General features: G+C 51.9%; 20 protein-coding genes. 8 read left to right on the top strand and 12 right to left on the bottom strand.

Annotated features, from left to right (window positions below; translation table 11 throughout):
- Positions 1–16 precede the first annotated feature (16 nt).
- Positions 17–1606, top strand: a complete 1590-nt coding sequence (locus BQ6873_RS15790; protein WP_231949365.1) for a glycosyltransferase family 39 protein — start codon at positions 17–19, stop codon at positions 1604–1606.
- Positions 1607–1734: 128 nt separating this feature from the next.
- On the opposite strand, the gene pdxH is transcribed toward BQ6873_RS15790, so the two are convergent.
- Both pdxH and BQ6873_RS15780 read right to left on the bottom strand, forming a co-directional pair.
- Positions 1735–2370: a pyridoxamine 5'-phosphate oxidase gene (gene pdxH / locus BQ6873_RS15785; protein WP_076593513.1), complete on the bottom strand. Its 636-nt coding sequence runs from the start codon at positions 2368–2370 to the stop codon at positions 1735–1737.
- Positions 2371–2385: 15 nt separating this feature from the next.
- Positions 2386–2919 carry a hemerythrin domain-containing protein gene (locus tag BQ6873_RS15780; protein ID WP_076593512.1) on the bottom strand — a complete coding sequence of 178 codons (534 nt, stop codon included), beginning with the start codon at positions 2917–2919 and terminating at the stop codon, positions 2386–2388.
- Positions 2920–3085: 166 nt separating this feature from the next.
- Here BQ6873_RS15780 and tcdA point away from each other — a divergent pair, with 166 nt between their 5' ends.
- Positions 3086–3949: a tRNA cyclic N6-threonylcarbamoyladenosine(37) synthase TcdA gene (gene tcdA / locus BQ6873_RS15775; RefSeq protein WP_076593511.1), complete on the top strand. Its 864-nt coding sequence runs from the start codon at positions 3086–3088 to the stop codon at positions 3947–3949.
- 16 nt (positions 3950–3965) lie between these two features.
- Here the strand turns inward: tcdA and BQ6873_RS15770 are convergent, their stop codons facing one another.
- From BQ6873_RS15770 to BQ6873_RS15760, 3 genes are all read right to left on the bottom strand, one after another.
- Positions 3966–5018 (bottom strand): GMP reductase, encoded by a 1053-nt coding sequence (locus BQ6873_RS15770; protein ID WP_076593510.1) that lies wholly within the window; start codon positions 5016–5018, stop codon positions 3966–3968.
- A 28-nt stretch (positions 5019–5046) separates the two neighbouring features.
- The gene (msrA, locus tag BQ6873_RS15765) at positions 5047–5586 is read right to left on the bottom strand and encodes a peptide-methionine (S)-S-oxide reductase MsrA (RefSeq protein ID WP_076593509.1); all 540 of its coding nucleotides are present in this window, start codon (positions 5584–5586) and stop codon (positions 5047–5049) included.
- 127 nt (positions 5587–5713) lie between these two features.
- On the bottom strand, positions 5714–6340 hold the full coding sequence (locus tag BQ6873_RS15760) for an AMP-binding protein (RefSeq protein ID WP_076593508.1): 627 nt from the start codon (positions 6338–6340) through the stop codon (positions 5714–5716).
- 112 nt (positions 6341–6452) lie between these two features.
- Between BQ6873_RS15760 and BQ6873_RS15755 the strand changes: the two genes are divergently transcribed.
- Complete coding sequence (locus BQ6873_RS15755; protein ID WP_076593507.1) at positions 6453–6953, top strand: flavin reductase family protein; 501 nt, start codon at positions 6453–6455, stop codon at positions 6951–6953.
- 28 nt (positions 6954–6981) lie between these two features.
- Here BQ6873_RS15755 and BQ6873_RS15750 read toward each other — a convergent pair whose 3' ends face one another.
- The 6 genes from BQ6873_RS15750 to BQ6873_RS15725 form a co-directional block, all read right to left on the bottom strand.
- Positions 6982–8004: an L-threonylcarbamoyladenylate synthase gene (locus BQ6873_RS15750; protein WP_076593506.1), complete on the bottom strand. Its 1023-nt coding sequence runs from the start codon at positions 8002–8004 to the stop codon at positions 6982–6984.
- Positions 8005–8026: 22 nt separating this feature from the next.
- Positions 8027–9226, bottom strand: coding sequence for a 5-(carboxyamino)imidazole ribonucleotide synthase (locus BQ6873_RS15745; protein ID WP_076593505.1), 1200 nt, complete (start codon positions 9224–9226; stop codon positions 8027–8029).
- Positions 9223–9726: a 5-(carboxyamino)imidazole ribonucleotide mutase gene (purE, locus tag BQ6873_RS15740; RefSeq protein WP_076593504.1), complete on the bottom strand. Its 504-nt coding sequence runs from the start codon at positions 9724–9726 to the stop codon at positions 9223–9225. Before purE ends, BQ6873_RS15745 begins: the two co-directional genes overlap by 4 nt.
- Positions 9727–9729: 3 nt before the next feature.
- Positions 9730–10626, bottom strand: a complete 897-nt coding sequence (locus BQ6873_RS15735) for a phosphoribosylaminoimidazolesuccinocarboxamide synthase (RefSeq protein WP_076593503.1) — start codon at positions 10624–10626, stop codon at positions 9730–9732.
- 80 nt (positions 10627–10706) lie between these two features.
- The gene (gene fba / locus BQ6873_RS15730) at positions 10707–11771 is read right to left on the bottom strand and encodes a class II fructose-bisphosphate aldolase (RefSeq protein ID WP_076593502.1); all 1065 of its coding nucleotides are present in this window, start codon (positions 11769–11771) and stop codon (positions 10707–10709) included.
- Between the two features lie 153 nt (positions 11772–11924).
- A complete protein-coding gene (locus tag BQ6873_RS15725) occupies positions 11925–13118 on the bottom strand; it encodes a phosphoglycerate kinase (RefSeq protein ID WP_076593501.1) in 1194 nt (397 codons plus the stop codon).
- A gap of 364 nt (positions 13119–13482) precedes the next feature.
- Here BQ6873_RS15725 and BQ6873_RS15720 point away from each other — a divergent pair, with 364 nt between their 5' ends.
- From BQ6873_RS15720 to BQ6873_RS15700, 5 genes are all read left to right on the top strand, one after another.
- Entirely contained in the window at positions 13483–14403 is a 921-nt protein-coding gene (locus BQ6873_RS15720; protein ID WP_076593500.1) for a branched-chain amino acid transaminase, read from the top strand.
- Positions 14404–14527: 124 nt separating this feature from the next.
- Complete coding sequence (locus BQ6873_RS15715) at positions 14528–14728, top strand: zinc-finger domain-containing protein (protein WP_076593499.1); 201 nt, start codon at positions 14528–14530, stop codon at positions 14726–14728.
- Positions 14729–14742: 14 nt separating this feature from the next.
- Positions 14743–15177, top strand: coding sequence for a YybH family protein (locus BQ6873_RS15710; RefSeq protein WP_076593498.1), 435 nt, complete (start codon positions 14743–14745; stop codon positions 15175–15177).
- A 166-nt stretch (positions 15178–15343) separates the two neighbouring features.
- Positions 15344–16300 (top strand): YheT family hydrolase, encoded by a 957-nt coding sequence (locus BQ6873_RS15705; protein WP_076593497.1) that lies wholly within the window; start codon positions 15344–15346, stop codon positions 16298–16300.
- An 18-nt stretch (positions 16301–16318) separates the two neighbouring features.
- Positions 16319–16918: a DUF2946 family protein gene (locus BQ6873_RS15700; protein WP_076593496.1), complete on the top strand. Its 600-nt coding sequence runs from the start codon at positions 16319–16321 to the stop codon at positions 16916–16918.
- Between the two features lie 48 nt (positions 16919–16966).
- On the opposite strand, the gene BQ6873_RS15695 is transcribed toward BQ6873_RS15700, so the two are convergent.
- Entirely contained in the window at positions 16967–18538 is a 1572-nt protein-coding gene (locus BQ6873_RS15695; protein WP_083664486.1) for a M48 family metalloprotease, read from the bottom strand.
- Between the last annotated feature and the right edge of the window lie 36 nt (positions 18539–18574).

The raw sequence follows: 18574 nt of genomic DNA, 5'->3' as shown, positions 1-18574 counted from the left end.
CTTTTCCTTACCGATGATGCCAACTCAACCAGTTTCTTCGTCCAATCAACCCAGCCGGCTCTTTTCGCTGAATTCGTCCAATCTGGTGCCGCTGGTTCTCGTCCTGTTGCTGCTGCACCTGGCTTTATGGAGCTTCTTCACCGGTATCAGCCACCGTGCGCCCGACTGGGACAATATGGAAGAGCTGGTCTGGGCCAGCGGGCTGGAATGGGGTTATTACAAGCATCCACCGCTACCTTCGTGGATTTTGTATGGATTGGTATCCATCTTCGGCCGCCCGGTCTGGCTGACCTTCTTCACCGGCCAGCTCAGCGTCGTATTGACCTTGTGGATAGTATGGAAATTCGGTTGCGAAATCACAACGCAAAGCCGCGCACTGATCGCCACCTTGCTGGTATCCGTCATCGCCTACTTCACCGTGCGCGGCGTGATGAACAATCACAATACGATGCAACTGTGGTCGGTTGCCGGCGCGATCTGGATGTTTTATCGCGCCACGCGTACCGACAGCATGAAGGCATGGGCAGCGCTAGGCTTTTTCTGCGGCTGCGCCTTCCTGACCAAATACAGCGCGCTGATCCAGTTCGCCACCTTTGCCCTGTACTTGCTGATCACCGGTGGCCTGCTGCGTGCCAAAACATGGAAAGGCATCGCACTCGCAACAGCCATCCTGATCGCGATGGTCACCCCGCATCTGCTGTGGCTCAAACAACAAGCAGCCGGACCGATAGCCTACGCCGGTAACGAGATGATTCCGCAAGCGACTTACTGGCTGGAAGTGCAAGACTTGTTCAGCTTCTTGCTAACAAATCTGGGACGTATTGCCGCGCTGATCCTGGCCGTACTGGTTGTTGCCTTCTGGGCTGGCCGCCAATATAAATTGACGCCAAAATCCGCGCGCCCGCCAACCATAGCCAGCGAACTCGCAGCATCGGATCGCTTCTTCCTGTTGTTCGTCGGTCTGACGCCATTATTGATAACCATGCTGGTTGCAGGTGCGTTCAAGATTCCTTTGGCGGCACATTGGGCGACCACCTTCTTCGTCTTGTTCGGCTTCTTCTCTTTCTGGTTCCTCAAAAGCGGCAATGATGCAGCTTTGCTGCGTAAGACCATCATCGTCGTCATCGTGATCCAAGTTCTGGGTGCCGCAGGTTACGGTTTGGCCCGCGGCCCGTTGGCGGATAAATCCGGCCGGGCCAGCCGCGCTACTTTCCCTGGCGCAGAAGTATCACGTCAAGTACATGCGCAATGGAATGCGCACATGCAAACACCGCTGACACTGGTTGCATCCGATACCTGGCTCGGCGGCAATATTGCTACGCATATCGGCCCTCAAGTACAAGTCTTGATCGATGGCGACTTCCATAAATCGCCGTGGGTCAATGAAGAGAAAGCAGAAAAATGCGGGATGCTGGTTGCGATCAACCGCAGCAAGATCAATCCGGATCAAGTCGATATCGATGCAATTGCATTGATGGCGCAAACCACAGAACACGGTACGCTCGAAATTCCTTGGACCAAGAAAGCAGGCGGCCCTACAGTTGTCGTTGAGTGGGGCATCATCCCACCACAGCCAAGCTGCAAAGATGTGAAAGATGCAAAGTAGATCTATCTAATTCAGTTCCTTCTAGTACGGTATAAACTGAAGCGAACTGCAAGGATTTACCTCAATAAAAAAGCCGCATCCCAAAAGGAGCGGCTTTTTTGTTTGCAGTAGAAGCAGGCTGAACTTACTTACGGCTGCAAGCGTTGCCGCTGCCACTTCCCGTCTTTATCCAGCGTGTACACAATCCTGTCGTGCAAACGCGAACGACGTCCCTGCCAGAATTCAATGTAATCCGGCTTCAAGCGATAGCCGCCCCAATTTTCCGGCCGCGGTGGATGCTCACCGTACTTTGCTTCGACTTGCGCATATTGCGCTTCCAGCGCCTCGCGATCTGCAATCGGATGGCTCTGCGATGAGGCAAGCGCACTCAAACGACTTTTCACCGGACGGCTCTGAAAGTAATGTTCACTCTCCTCGCTAGAGACACGTTCAACTCGGCCTTCAATCCGCACTTCCCGCTCCAGCGGAATCCAGTGAAACAGCAATGCAGCATGCGGATTCTTTGCCAGCTCCACACCTTTGCGGCTGCCGTAATTGGTAAACCACGTAAAGCCGCGCTGATCGAAATCCTTGATCAGTAAAATGCGTGACGATGGACGACCGTTTTCACCAACAGTAGATACGCTCATAGCATTCGGCTCAGGGACTTCCGCACACAGAGCTTCATCAAACCATTTGGCAAATTGTGCGACAGGATCGGGATCGATATCGTGCTCGGACAATTTCGCCTGCGTGTAATCGGTACGAATATCTGCGATGGACATAATTGTTCTTTCTCCTTATGCAGCAATGCCGCGACGTTGGCGCATGGCATCGCCGAGCTGGGTCATTTGTTCCTGATCGAACAAGCGTTGCGCCATCGGCGTGACTATCGCTTCTTCTTTTTCCATGTGTGCATTGTAAAGCTTGACGAACAGATGCACATTCCCCGCCGACAGTTCTGCAGCCTCGGCTTTTTCGATGGCACGCAATTGCACAGCAAGCGGCTGCCAGACTTGATCCATGTGTCTATGCTCGTCGATGATTTCTGCTGCAGTCGTGTTCAACAAAACCAAATCGTCATCTACTGCACTCGCCCGCAACATCGGTAACAAATCCTGTTCTTCGTCCTCATGATGATTCGGTGCCGCATGATCGAAATAGCGCAACACTGCCGTCGCCGCCTGTTGTGCGTCCGACGTCAATCCGACAGCCTGCAAATGCTGCACGAGCTTCTGCATGGTACTCAACTGCTTGCGTATCCGACCATGACAATGCTTGAGCACTGCCAGTGGCTGACTGAAGTCCGGTGCAGATTCGAATAAGGTATTCATCTTGTTATCTTCCTGCCTGTTTGACTACATTATCCGATGCTACGCCACCTGGATTTGATCCATCGCAATCATTTTCGAGAATACCGCACTAAATGAGCACCACTCTTCTCTTGCCAAAGAATTATCAAAGATAAACTTAAGCACCGCCGTCCGTTAAAATGGCGGCATGACTTCAATTGCCACCTCATCTTCCCCTTCTGCGGTACCTGATATCGATTACGACCGTCGTTTTGGCGGCATTGCACGCCTGTACGGCAATGCCGCGCTGGAACGCTTCCGCAATGCCCATGTATGCGTGATAGGCGTCGGTGGCGTCGGTTCTTGGGTAGTCGAAGCTTTGGCGCGCAGTGCCATCGGCAAGATCACAATGATCGATTTGGATAATCTGGCCGAATCGAATATCAACCGCCAAATCCACGCGCTGACCGATACCTTGGGCAAAGCCAAGGTCACCGCTTTGGCCGAACGTATTGCACAGATCAATCCGTACTGCGTGGTCACCGAGATTGAAGACTTCCTCAGTGCCGACAACCTGGATGAAATGATAGGTTCGCGCCAATACGACTACATCATCGATGCCATCGACAATGTCCGCGCCAAGACCGCATTGATTGCCTATTGCCGCAAACATAAATTAAAGCTGGTCACGATAGGTGGTGCCGGCGGACAAATCGATCCAACCAAAATCGAAGTACTCGATCTGTGTCGCACCGAACAAGAACCCTTGCTGGCGAAAGTACGCAAACGCTTGCGTGCCGAACACGGTTTTCCACGCGGAACGAAAAACAAATTCGGCATCGACGCCGTCTTCTCGACCGAACCGCTGCGCTTCCCGGAAACGGAAAAAGTCTGCGCCGTCGATGGCGATGATCAAACAGGCATTACAGGATTGAATTGTGCAGGCTTTGGTTCTGCGATGGTGGTCACTGCATCGTTCGGACTGGTCGCTGCAGCGCATGTATTGCGCAAACTGGCAGCAGAAGCAACTGCAGTTACACCGACCATCGCAACGGATGACGAAGTGAAGTAAGCGGCGAGCTTACTTTTCAGGACTTCCCAAACACTTCATTCAACTGCTGCGTCACACGGATGAAGGTCGTACGCTTGGTCAATTCTTTCAGCTTGTGCGCACCAACGTAAGTACAAGCTGAACGCACACCGCCGAGTATATCTTGCAGCGTATCTGCTACCGCACCGCGATATTCCACTAGCACTTCCTTGCCTTCTGCCGCTCTATACTCGGCAACGCCACCAGCATATTTTTCCATCGCAGTACGGCTGCTCATGCCGTAGAAGCGTTTGAATTTCTTGCCATCGCGTTCTATCAAATCACCGGCACATTCATCGTGACCAGCCAGCATGCCGCCCAACATCACAAAATCCGCACCGCCGCCAAATGCCTTGGCTAAATCACCAGGTACCGAGCAACCTCCATCAGCACAAATCTGTCCACCCAAGCCATGTGCCGCGTCAGCACATTCGATCACTGCGGATAATTGCGGATAACCAACGCCAGTCATCTTGCGTGTGGTGCACACTGAGCCTGGACCGATACCAACCTTGACGATATCTGCACCCGCCAGGATCAATTCCTCCGTGATATCACCCGTCACCACGTTACCGGCCATGATCGTCAGTTGCGGATAAGCCTTGCGTACCTTCTTGACGAAGTTGATGAAGCCTTCGGTATAGCCATTCGCCACATCGATGCAAAGATACTCAAGTGCATCATGAGTACGTGCCATCACGACGGTAAATTTCTCGTACTCAAGCTGACTGATGCCCATTGAATAAAACGCGCTCGATGCGGCTATGCCCGAAGCCTGCAACGATAGAAAGTACGTCGCCAATTCATCTGCGGAATAGTGTTTGTGCAATGCTACCGATAAACTGTAGGAAGCCAGAGACTGTGCCATCGCCATGGTACCGGTGGTATCCATATTCGATGCAATGATGGGAATGCCGCGATAGGTATTGTGCGAATTGCGAAAAACGAATTCGCGATGAATATCGACATCCTGACGCGATGTCAGCGTAGAACGCTTGGGGCGTATCAGCACATCCTTGAAATCCAGTTTGACCGATTCTTCGATATGCATGACGCCCTCCTGCGGGTCAATCAGCGATTCAAATCATATCCTCTCTGATTTTGTCGCTGAAGGTCTTCCTGACTTTGGAAACCTTGGGTGCAACGATGAAGGCACAATAACCTTGCATCGGATTCTGGCGGAAATAATTCTGATGATAACTCTCGGCTTTGTAATACGTTTCTGCCGGACTGAGTTCTGTCACGATAGGCGCGTCCCACACGTTCGCCATCTCGGCAATAACGTGCTTCGCCGTATCTTTCTGTTCCGGTGTGTGGAAATAAATTACTGAACGATATTGCGTGCCAACATCGTTACCCTGACGATTCAATGTCGTTGGATCATGGATGGTGAAAAACACTTCGAGAATTTCACGGAAGCTGACAACTTCAGGATCGAAGGTCAAGCGCACCACTTCGGCATGGCCGGTCGTGCCCTCACAAATCTGCTCATACTCGGGGTTTTCAATATGACCGCCGGTATAACCGGATTCAACTGCCTTGATGCCTTTAAGCTGCTGAAACACAGCCTCAGTGCACCAAAAACATCCACCACCCAGCGTTGCGATTTCCATTGCCATTCGATTACTCCGTTAGTGTATGCCTATGACTTTAGCGCAAACTATACGACCTGCATACAGAATCACCGGTAAAACCACGTTTCGACCATAACTGATTATTCAGCCCATTCCTTGCTATACGCCGCGATCAGCGGAAAACAATGGTGCCACCAGCGACCAATGTCGACAGCACCTGTGGTGCAAAAACGTCAGTATCGAACAATGCAGCTGCAATCCGGAACTCACCTGCAGAGCCTGTTCCCGTATCGGATGCCAGTTCATACACACTCTTTTGTTCCGACAGCAAGCCACCCTTGCTGTCGCTTGCAAGGGAAATCAGGCTAGGCTGATGCGCATCCTCTTCAACCGGTGGCGTGTGATGGCAGCGCGTCGCTATCAATGACGACAAGTGGACCATGGCTGGCACTGCAGGCGGCACGTCGAATACCACGTCGTCGTCGTGCAACAGAATTTTTACAGGAAACTCACGCAGGATCGCAACGTTGGCTTCTTGCAATGATGCATGTTCCAAAGGCAGCAATTTTGCGCCGCAACGCGCGGTCGCAATGTAGAGCATCAAGGCATCCTGATGCCCCAATCCCCAATAGGCAACCGTATCGCCGGGCTGAACATCCCATTCGCTTTTCAAACGCGCGGTGCCACGTTCTATGCGCGACCAGAATTTGCGATAAGTCACAACGCGCCGACTGGAACGCGAGGCGATCGTAGTCGGTTGCGTCATTGCGCGCTCACGCAGGATATTAAAAAGATTCATGTTCAAGGTTCTCCGTACACATGATTTTACGGAAATGGAGGGCTAACAACGAGGCGTTTCTTCATGAAAACTTCTTTTTTCGGCATAATGGATGAAATTTCATGGAACATCGATGTCTACTTCTTCTTCACGCAACGCAGTGCCCACATTGGATGCACGTCATTTTCGCGATGCCCTGTCTCAATTTGCCACCGGCGTCACGATAATCACGACGCGCCTCGAGGATGGCAGCTTTCTCGGCCTGACTGCCAGCTCCTTTAATTCCGTCTCGCTGACGCCGCCATTGGTATTGTGGAGTCTCGGCCAAGCAGCAAAAAGTTTACCTGTCTTCACCGGTAATTCGCACTACGTCATCAATATTTTGGCTGCTGATCAAGCCGCATTGGCAATACAATTTTCCAAACCCAGCAAGGATCGTTTTGCAGGTGTGGATTTCACCCTGTCACCAACCGGCTTGCCGATATTATCCGGCGTAGCGGCCTGGTTTGAGTGCCATAACCGCAGCCGCTATCCAGAAGGCGATCACGTTATTTTTGTGGGTGAAGTGGAATGCTGCGATGTGCGTGCGCAAGCACCGTTGGTATTTCATGGTGGTCGCTTCCTGTCTGAATAACTGCATGACGCACTACCGCGTCTTCAGATCAATTCTGCAACAGCTTTAACAAAATACCGGAAGAGTCATGCGCGGCGCGGCGCAATCTATCGTTGACGCCATTCCAGGCATCGTCGCTCGGTGGTGTTTGCACCACGATCACATCGGCATGCGCACTATCCATCGCACGCAAGGCTGCGTACAAATCATGCGCATAAGACGCTGGTGTGGCGGATAAAGCAATGCTTGCCACCACTGGCACGTTTGCTGCTGCCGCATACTGCATCAGCGCCACGCGTCGGCCATGCGCATGCAAATTCTGCAGCGTCTCAGACAAATGTTCACTATCAACCAGTACAACCGGCGTCGCTGGCGCGTAATGCGATTCCAGCGTGCCGGAAGCGCGAGGTGCGCCTTGATCCGGTAAAGCAGGCAAGGAGCCAATTACTGCTGCAATTTGTGCCGCGCTGATATGTCCTGGGCGCAACAAGACCGCATGACCACGCGACATATCGACGATGGTCGATTCAATCCCGACGTCGCTTTGTCCACCATCGAGTATGCAAGTCAGCAAACCGTTTTGATCATCGCCAAATTCATCGCGCACATGTTGTGCGGTGGTTGGGCTGACGTGGCCGAATTTATTAGCCGAAGGCGCAGCAACGCCACCTTTGCCGTTTTTAAAAGTACGCAACAAGGCTTGCGCGACCGGGTGTGACGGGCAACGCAAACCGATAGAGTCCTGGCCACCGGCCACGGTATCCGGGATATGTGCTGCGCGTTTGAGTATCAGTGTGAGCGGACCCGGCCAGAATGCAGCAATCAATTTGCGCGCATCAGGTGCAATCGCTTGCGCCCAGTAATCCAGATCAGCTTCGGGCGAGAGATGCACGATGACAGGATGATTAGAAGGACGACCTTTGGCTGCATAGATATTGGCAACTGCAGCCGGGTTCTCTGCATCCGCACCGAGGCCATACACAGTCTCGGTAGGAAAAGCGACCAGCTCGCCCTGCTCCAGCCTGCGTGCTGCATCGTGTATCGCCGGCCAGTCCAGTTGTTCTTCAAGCATGGTGTAACTTCGTCAGTTCAGCTCAGGCTGCAATGCCGAGTATGTCGCAGGCTGTACGCAGATTGGCTTGCGCCTCTTCCAGCGTTGCTGCGACAAAAGTGATGTGCCCCATCTTGCGTGCACGACGTGCCGTGTCTTTGCCATACAGATGCAGGTTCGCACCCGGCAATGCCAGTACTTTGTCCCACGCCGGTTCACGCGCTTCGTCAGAAGCACCTTCGAACCAGATATCGCCCAGGATGTTCAACATCGCAGCAGGTGAATGCTGACGCACATCGCCCAAAGGCAAGCGCGCCATTGCACGCGCTTGTTGCGCGAACTGACTGGTGATGCAGGCATCGATGGTGTAGTGACCACTGTTATGTGGACGCGGCGCCATTTCATTGACCACCAGCGAACCGTCGGTCAGCACGAAAAATTCTATACACAAGACACCGACATAACCGAGTTGTTCGATCACAGCCAAGGTTGCGGCCTGTGCTTTTTCAGCAGATGCCTTGGTGATGTTCGGGCCCGGCACGGTCGTCGTAAACAAGATGCCGTCACGATGTACGTTCTCGGCTATCGGATACACCACTGCCTTGCCATCTGCACCGCGTGCAGCCAACACGGAAATTTCATACGCCAGCGGCAGCATTTTTTCCAGCACGCAGGCAACACCATTCATATTGCCGTACGCAGCGTGCAATTCTTCGCGTGTCTTGACGCGAACTTGCCCCTTGCCGTCGTAACCCATGCGTACCGTTTTCAGGATACCTGGCAATAAATCGTCAGACACGGCATCAATATCGGCAGCCGAATTGATTTCCTTGTGCGATGCAGGGAACACGCCCGAAGTCGTTGCGCATTCGATGAAGAAACGTTTTTCCGCCATGCGATCTTGCGCAATCGAAACGCATTCAGCAGATGGCGCAACGAAAGTACGTTCAGCCAAAAAGCCGAGGCTCTTGGCCGATACATTTTCAAATTCAGTTGTGACTGCAGCACATTGCCCAGCCAACTTCACCAATGCATCGGTATCGGTGTAATCCGCGCAATGCAGGTAGTCAGCCGCGTGGCTGGCCGGGCAATCGAGTGCCGGTTCCAGCACCGCAACCTTGAAGCCCATTTGTTGTGCAGCATGCGCGAACATGCGGCCCAACTGGCCGCCGCCCATCACGCCCAGCCAGGTGCCAGGTGTTGCGGAAGGATTGATAGGTGAAAATTGATTCTTTTGGCTCATGTCGGCAAGGTCATTTCTACAGCGATTTGCGTTTGTTTGGCGCGGAACTCTTCCAGGCTTGCAGCCAGTTTGTCGTCAGTCGTGGCGAGGATGGCAATCGCTGCCAACGCAGCATTTGCAGCACCAGCTTCACCAATGGCAAAAGTAGAGACAGGAATCCCTTTCGGCATTTGCGCGATGGACAGCAGCGAATCTTCGCCACGCAGATATTTCGATGGCACCGGCACACCAAGAACCGGCACGATGGTTTTCGCTGCCAGCATGCCAGGCAAATGCGCCGCGCCGCCAGCACCGGCGATGATCGCGCGCAAGCCGCGTGTGCGTGCAGACTCAGCGTAAGCAAACATCTGATCCGGCATGCGATGCGCAGAAATCACTTGGGCTTCATGCGCAATGCCAAATTCCTTCAGGATCGCAACCGCGTGTTGCATCACATCCCAATCGGATGAAGAACCCATCACTACGCCAACCACTGGCTTTGTCGTCAATGCATCTGCCATATCTCAGCCTTTCAGTTCTTCACCAGTCAAACGGGTCAATGCTTCGCGATATTTCGCGCCGGTTTTTTCGATTACATCGGCCGGCAAGTTTGGTGCCGGTGCTGTCTTCTTCCACTCGGTCACTGTTTCCAGATAATCGCGTACGAATTGCTTGTCGAACGATGGTGGCGAGATGCCGGTTGCGTAGGAATCAACAGGCCAGAAACGCGAGGAATCGGCAGTCAATACTTCATCCATCAAATGCAGCGTACCGTCTTTATCGAGACCGAATTCAAACTTGGTATCGGCAATGATAATGCCGCGCGTTGCCGCGTAGTCAGCCGCAGTTTTGTACAGCTTGATGCTGACGTCGCGTATCTTGTTCGCCAGTTCTTTACCGATGCGCTGTTCCATGTCGGCAAAGGTGATGTTCTCGTCATGCTCACCCATCTCTGCCTTGGCAGCTGGGGTAAAAATCGGCTCAGCCAATTTTTCTGCCTGCTTCAATCCTGCCGGCAATTGCACGCCGCATACCGCACCGGTCGCCTTGTAATCATTCCAACCGGAACCGATCAGATATCCACGCACAACTGCTTCAACCAGAATTGGTTGCAAACGCTTTGCAACAACCGCACGATTCTTTACCTGTGCCACTTCGTCTGGCGCCACTACCGATTCAGGAGCGATACCGGTCAAATGATTCGGCACGATATCTTTCAGTTTCTCGAACCAGAAATCAGACATCTGATTCAGCACCTGACCTTTGGTCGGAATCGGCTCGTTCATCACCACATCGAATGCGGAAAGACGATCGCTGGTAACGATCAAAATCTTGTCGTCGCCAACCGCATAATTTTCGCGAACCTTGCCGCGACCGAGTAAAGGCAATGAAGTAATAGAGGATTGATACAGACTAGTCATGACGTTTCCATAAATCTGAAACGGCGATTCCAGGAATCGCCGAGGGTTTATTCACTGCTGAATATGTTTTCTAAATACGCTTACTGAATGATTTGCGACAGCTCGCCTTTTTTGTACTTCTCTGCAATTTTTTCCAAAGGCAGCGGCTTGATCTTGGCAGCTTGTCCTTCGCAACCGAAAGCGAGGAAACGTGCTTTACAAACCTGCTTCGCCGCTTCTTTTGCTGGCTTCAGGTAATCGCGCGGATCAAACTTGGATGGGTTTTCGATCAAGTAACGACGGATCGCACCAGTCATCGCCAGACGGATATCGGTATCGATATTGATCTTGCGCACGCCGTTTTTGATGCCTTCTTGAATCTCTTCTACTGGCACGCCATAGGTTTCTTTCATGTCGCCGCCGAACTCGCGAATTTCCGCCAGCAATTCTTGCGGTACTGAAGAAGAACCATGCATCACCAGATGGGTGTTTGGAATGCGGGTGTGGATTTCACGAATACGCTCGATAGCCAAGATGTCGCCAGTTGGCTTCTTGGTGAATTTGTATGCGCCGTGCGAAGTACCGATTGCGATAGCCAATGCATCGCATTGTGTTTTCTTGACGAAGTCTGCTGCTTGCTCGACGTCGGTCAACAATTGTTCGCGCGTCATTTTGCCGTCAGCGCCGTGACCGTCTTCCTTGTCGCCCATCATGGTTTCCAGCGAACCGAGTACGCCCAGTTCCGCTTCTACCGTGACGCCAATCGCGTGCGAGAACTCAACAACCTTGCGTGATACCTCAACGTTGTATTCATAGCTGGCGACTGATTTGCCATCTTCATTCAAGGAGCCGTCCATCATCACCGAGGTGAAGCCGGAACGAATTGCAGCCATACAAACTGCTGGCGATTGGCCATGATCCTGGTGCATGACGACTGGAATATGTGGATACGCTTCAACGGCTGCTTCAATCAAATGACGCAGGAAAGGTTCGCCCGCATATTTGCGTGCACCTGCCGATGCTTGCATGATTACCGGTGCGCCGACTTCATGCGCCGCTTCCATGATGGCTGTGACCTGTTCAAGATTGTTGACGTTGAACGCAGGCAGACCGTAGCCGTTTTCGGCTGCGTGGTCGAGTAATTGACGCATGGATACGAGAGGCATGGTAATTCTCCAAAACAGTAATAAGGGTTTATCGAGCAGATGATGCTTGCAAAGCCGAGCGTTTATTCCACATCAGCTATGCAAAATTCATCGTCACAACAAATTAATTTTTAAAACAAAACTTCTTGCTGGGAAGACTTCTACATTCCCGCATTAGTCTCTGGCGCGTTGCTCCAGAATTTCAACAGCCGGCAAGGTTTTTCCTTCGAGGAATTCAAGGAAAGCACCGCCACCAGTCGAGATATAACCAATCTTGTCTGCAATATCGTACTTGGCAATGGCAGCCAGAGTATCGCCACCGCCCGCTACCGAGAAACCTTTGGATTCGGCAATTGCCAAGGCCAATGTTTTGGTACCGTTGGCAAATTGATCGAACTCAAACACACCAACCGGGCCATTCCAAACGATGGTGCCAGCTTGCGCGATTTGCTTAGCCAAAATTGCCGATGTCTTCGGACCGATATCCAGAATCATGTCATCGTCAGCCACATCAGCAACATCCTTGACCGTTGCCACTGCAGTCGGCGAAAACTCTTTCGCGCACACCACATCAACAGGAATTGGTACCGATGCGCCACGTTTGGCCATCATATCGATGATCGTCTTGGCGTCACCAACCAAATCAGCTTCTGCCAGCGATTTGCCGATTTTCAAACCAGCTGCCAGCATGAAGGTATTCGCAATGCCACCGCCAACGATCAAATTATCAACTTTGCTGGCCAGCGTTTTCAAAATAGTCAACTTGGTCGAGACCTTGGAGCCGGCAACGATGGCGACCAGCGGGCTAGCCGGCTCACCTAGTGCCTTGCCCAATGCATCCAATTCGGCTGCCAGCAAAGGACCCGCACACGCAACGGCTGCGTATTTCGCTACACCATGCGTAGTCGCTTCAGCACGATGCGCGGTACCGAATGCATCATTGACGTAGACATCACATAAGGCTGCAATCTTTTTCGCCAGCGTATCGTCGTTCTTTTTCTCGCCTTTATTCACGCGGCAGTTTTCCAGCAAAACAACCTGACCCGGCGCAACATCCACGCCATCGATCCAGTTTTGCTTCAACTCAACAGGCTGACCCAGCAGCTCTGCCAAACGTTGTGCAACTGGCGCCAACGTATCAGCAGGCTTGAACTCACCTTCGACAGGACGCCCCAGATGCGACGTCACTATGACGGCCGCGCCTGCTTGCAACGCTTGTTGAATAGCCGGTACCGAAGCGCGTATGCGCGTGTCTTCGGTAATATTGCCCTCGCTGTCTTGCGGTACATTGAGATCGGCACGGATAAATACGCGCTTGTCCTTCAGTTCATTACGCGCGATCAAATCGCTCAATCTTTTAAATTGCATGTGCTCGTAAATTGGAGGGTTTAAAGAAAGACCGCTATTTTACCGCACCAGATGGCTCAAAAACCTTGGTTTCATGCCAATGTTCCGGCTCAAGAAAGCCGAAAGGTCAGATAAAAGCGGAAATAACGATCTGTGTCGAGGAATATTGCCGCGTTGCAGCAAATCCATCTGTTAGAAGCACAGCATCCGAATTGATTCAATTTTTACAATAAATTTATTCTTTCCGACCCATGACTACACATAACCGTTGTTGAAACGCATATAAAAACGACATTATTTCAGCGACTATTCTCAATGTTGGTTTTTCCTGATTAGCCGAATCCGTTAAAATCGTGGTCTTGCTCAATTTACTGGAGATCCCGAAATGTCGATGTCTGATCGCGACGGCAAAATTTGGAAAGACGGCCAACTCATAGACTGGCGCGATGCAACCATCCATGTCCTGACGCACTCGCTGCATTACGGCATGGGCGTGTTTGAAGGCGTGCGCGCTTACAAGACCGAGCAAGGCACAGCCATCTTCCGCCTGCGTGAACATACCGAACGACTCTTTAATTCGGCCAAGATCTTCCAGTTGAAGATCCCTTTCGATCTCGAAACCGTCATGCAAGCGCAACTGCAAGTCGTGCGCGAGAACAAGCTGGAAACCTGCTATCTCCGCCCATTAGTCTGGATCGGCGATGAAAAACTCGGCATTTCCGCCAAAGGCAACAAGATTCACATCGCTATCGCTGCCTGGCCTTGGGGTGCTTATCTAGGCGAAGACGGTTTGAACAAAGGCATACGCGTCAAAACCTCGTCATTCAGCCGTCATCACGTCAACGTATCCTTGGTCCGCGCCAAAGCATCCGGCTATTACATCAATTCCATTCTCGCCAATCAGGAAGCATTGACCGATGGCTACGATGAAGCATTATTGCTGGACACCGACGGTTACGTCTCGGAAGGCTCAGGCGAAAACGTCTTCATCGTCAAGAACGGCAAGGTTTACACACCAGATCTGGCCTCTTGTCTGGATGGCATTACCCGCGACGCGGTCCTGACGATGGCACGCGATCTTGGCATCGAAGTGATAGAAAAACGCATTACCCGCGACGAAATGTATTGCTGCGACGAAGCCTTCTTCACCGGCACCGCAGCAGAAATCACGCCTATCCGTGAACTTGATAATCGTCAGATCGGCGACGGCAAACGCGGTCCGGTTACAACCAGACTGCAATCGCTGTTTTTCGACGTGGTCGCAGGCAAGGCACCGCAATACAGCCACTGGCTGACGATCGTCTAAGAACGTGTGATCAAAACGGCGCGATTATTTGCTATATGACCGCGCCAGTTCACACGATATGCACTATATTTGCAGCACATCAGAATCAAGCATCAAGACAATAACCAGCAATTCGGAGAATTAAATGACAGCAGCAACAAACGCCGTAGCCGCAATCGAACTCGACGGCAAAGATTTACCAGCTTACTGCCCTAATCCGGCCATGCCTGCATGGAGCTCGCATCCACGCGTGTTCCTCGAGTTTTCGCACGGTGGCGAAGCAAAATGTCCGTACTGCGGCACCCTCTATCGCTTGAAGCCAGGCGCAGCTGCGCACGGCCACTAACATCAAACTTCATCATGCCTAAAGCCCGCAAACAGTTCGGTACAGCAGACGATATAGAAGTCGCGTTGTATGACGCCATAGGCCGTGCCGATCTGGATGCATTGATGGCACTGTGGGCCGACGATGAAGAAATTGTCTGCATCCATCCCGACGGCACGCGATTGATCGGCTATGCCGCAATCCGCGCCTCGTGGGAAGAAATTTTTACGCGCGGCGGTGTTCATATCCGTCCGACGCAATTGCATGTATCGCAGAACACGATGAATGCCGTGCACAATCTGATCGAAACAGTGAACACGACAGATGCACAACGCGATATCCATATCATCGCAACCAATGTCTACGTAAAAACGCCGCTTGGCTGGCGCATCGTCTTGCATCATGCATCGATAGCACCAGGCAAACCACGACCAGAGTTAACAACTCCCAGCAGCACCGTGCTGCACTGAGCGGACACTGCGCAACGCCGAATTTATTCGATCACGCAATTCGACCGCGTATTCCACCAACTTACTCACATCCTATTTAAGCCGCAGTCACTTCCCACTCTGACAACATGCGCAGCTTGATATTTCCGCACATACCTATTCCAGATTCAACAGGACTATCGCACCGATGATCTATCCCGCTCCATGCTGGTTACCCGGCGGCCATCTGCAAACCATCTATCCCGCGAAATGTATTACCAAACCGGATGTCCTCTACCGTCGCGAACGATGGGATACGCCCGATGGTGACTTCATCGATCTCGATTTTGTCGATGGCAAAAAGGATTTGCCATTCATCGTCCTGTTTCATGGCCTGGAAGGTTCATCCGATAGCCATTACGCACGCGCATTGATGGCACACATAGCAACGCTGGGCTGGTCAGGCGCTGTTGTTCATTTCCGCGGATGTTCTGGTGAGTTGAATCGTGCACCGCGCTTTTACCATTCAGGCGATGCACCAGAGATCGACTGGATTTTGCAGCGACTAGTACCTTATGCACGTGAGCAAGGTGCAGGAAAATTCTATGCGACTGGCGTATCTCTCGGCGGCAATGCGCTGCTGCGATGGCTGGGTGAATCGCAACATCATGCAGAAATCGTAGATGCTGCTTGCGCTGTCTCTGCCCCGCTCGATTTGACTGGCGGCGGCACTGCCTTGTCTCGCGGCTTCAACATGATTTACACGCGCATATTCCTGGAAACATTAAAGCCAAAATGCCTAGCCAAACTGGCGCAATTTCCCGGCCTGTTCAATCGTGATGCAATGATGCAATCACGCGACTTGTACGCCTTCGACAATATCGTCACCGCACCTTTGCATGGTTATCTGAATACCGAAGATTACTGGCGTCGCGCCAGCGCCAAATACGTACTCAACGACATCACGGTACCGACCTTGGTATTGAATGCACGCAACGATCCTTTTTTACCTGCACAATATTTACCAAATAAAGCGTCCAGCAAGGTAACGCTGGAATATCCTGATCACGGTGGTCATGTTGGTTTTGCCGTTGGCTCCATACCGGGTAAATTGAACTGGTTACCACAACGCATGGTCCGATTTCTTGAAGGCGTTGGCGCTTAACAGCACAAAGGATACGAAATGGATGCGATCGTCGCGCAAGCATTAGCGAAATGGCCGAACGTACCGCATTGCTACGGCTGGCTAGCACTAGATGCACGCGGCAACTGGCGCATGCGCAACGAACATGCACAACAGAACAATCTCCCTGGCGACAAAATTGTCCATCTTGCTTTAATCGGCTTCATCAATCGCAACTACGCATGTGATGAACAAGGTCGCTGGTATTTTCAGAATGGCCCGCAACGCGTTTATGTCGATCTGGAAGTCACACCTTATATTGCACATACTGAACCGGCACATGGCTTTGTATTGCAGACTGGTCAACACTTGCTGAACATTGAAGCAGCTTACTTGAGCGATCAGGGGAGATTGTTTTTGCAAAGCAATGACGGGATCGCATTGCTAGATGATAGAGACATGGCGCAGTGCCTGTCGCAATTGCGTTTGAATGATAGCGCCATTGCAGATGAGCAGTTATTGGCATGGCTGGAACAAGGTGGCACCAGCGGTCATGTGACGCTGCAATATGCTGATAAAGAAGTGTCAGTCAATTACATTGCTGATGCTGCCGTCAGTGAGCAATTTCACTTCGTGCGACTGCCGCGTCCGCCAGCCTGATTTACGCCAGCTATCTATTTTCTAATGAGGGAATTACTCTCAAGAAGATCAACCTTCTTTCTCTAGTCGTATTTCTTCCAAACGTTGCGCTTTCATTTCCCGCTCACGCGCATCGATAATCGATAGCTCATAAAACGACGCATCCGGCGCCTTGCGCGCAATCGATAACTGATCAAGCGCCGCCGGCAAACTACCATTCAAGGCATATGCTTCTGCCAGCGCAATATGTTGTTGCGCCTGCATTTTAAGCGCGGCGTATACCTTGGCCAAACGATCATATAGTTCTGGTTCATGTCGATACATCTGCGCCTGATCGCGTAAATAAGCCACAGCATCGTCATACTGCCCGGCAGCAAACAAGGCATCGGCATATTGATGCGCAATCCCGCGCGATAAGGGGAATTGATTGTGGGCGGCCTCTGCTTCAGCTACTGTCTCTTTAAACTGATGTGCAGCTAATTTGATATCGATAGCCAAACTCGCCAACACCGCACTCGTTGCCGTAGGTACTCCGTTCTTCAATGCTGCACGTGCTTCATTGAGCAAGGTTTGCGCTTTGGCCGGATGACCTTGTTTCAATGCGACAAAGGCCAAACCATACTTACCTGCCACAATTGCAGGCCGAGTTTTGACTTGCAACTGCCGTTCAAAGCTCGCCGCTGCATCCAGCGCACCCTGGTGACTAGGATCCTGCAACACCTTGACGCGCGCCTGAATAAGTCTGAAGTCCAGGCTATCTGCATGCTGCCTGTAACGTTGATCGCGCGTCCGTGCCTGAATATCAGCTATCCTTTCGCTCGTCATCGGATGCGAACGCAAGTAAGGCGGTGCTGTATCGCTATACGCACGACTAGCCTGTTGCAAACGGCCAAAGAAATTGATCATGCCCGTTGTCTCGAAGCCCGCTTCGCGCATGATATCCAGACCAACACGATCAGCTTCACGCTCCGCATCGCGGCTGAAGTTCAGTCGTCGCTGCAATGCCAATCCTTGCCCGCCCATAATCATGGCCATACCGGCATCAGGGCTAGAACTAATTGCCAGTGCACCCAATACCATTGCCGCCAACGGGATCAACATATCCTGCTTTTGCTTGCCCAACATACGGGCAATATGACGCTGCGCCACGTGACCGATTTCATGCGCCATCACCGATGCCAGCTCGGATTCATTCTGTGCCGCCAAGACCAAGGCCGAATGCACACCGATAAAACCGCCCGGCAAGGCAAACGCATTCAACATCGGATCGCGCACGGCGAAAAAGAAGAAATCGTATTGTGTTTCGCCGCGCGCTTCTGGCCGTACTGCGAGCAAGCTAGCACCCAGATTATTCAGATACTCTTGCAAAGGCGCATCGTCCAGATAATCGCGATTGCGCTTGATATCACGCATGATCTGCTCACCAAGCTTGCGCTCCATCAACGGCGACAATTCTTCCCGCTCGGTATCACCCAAGCTAGGCAAGGATTGTGCAATCGCTAACGATGGCGCCACCATCGACGGCAATGTGCAAACCGTCAACAACGCCGCCATCACTAACGCCCGTAGCGAAAATCGTGGCATGTAAATAACAGGAGAGAGAATGGATTTCAGTTTCACGATGCTATGATACCTGCTCATTGCAATCGTTCCTTCCTAGCCATCTGCTCGACCACA

It is taken from the genome of Herminiimonas arsenitoxidans, from assembly GCF_900130075.1.
Lineage (GTDB): Bacteria > Pseudomonadota > Gammaproteobacteria > Burkholderiales > Burkholderiaceae_D > Oxalicibacterium > Oxalicibacterium arsenitoxidans.
This window is presented reverse-complemented; position numbering and strand designations above follow the sequence as displayed.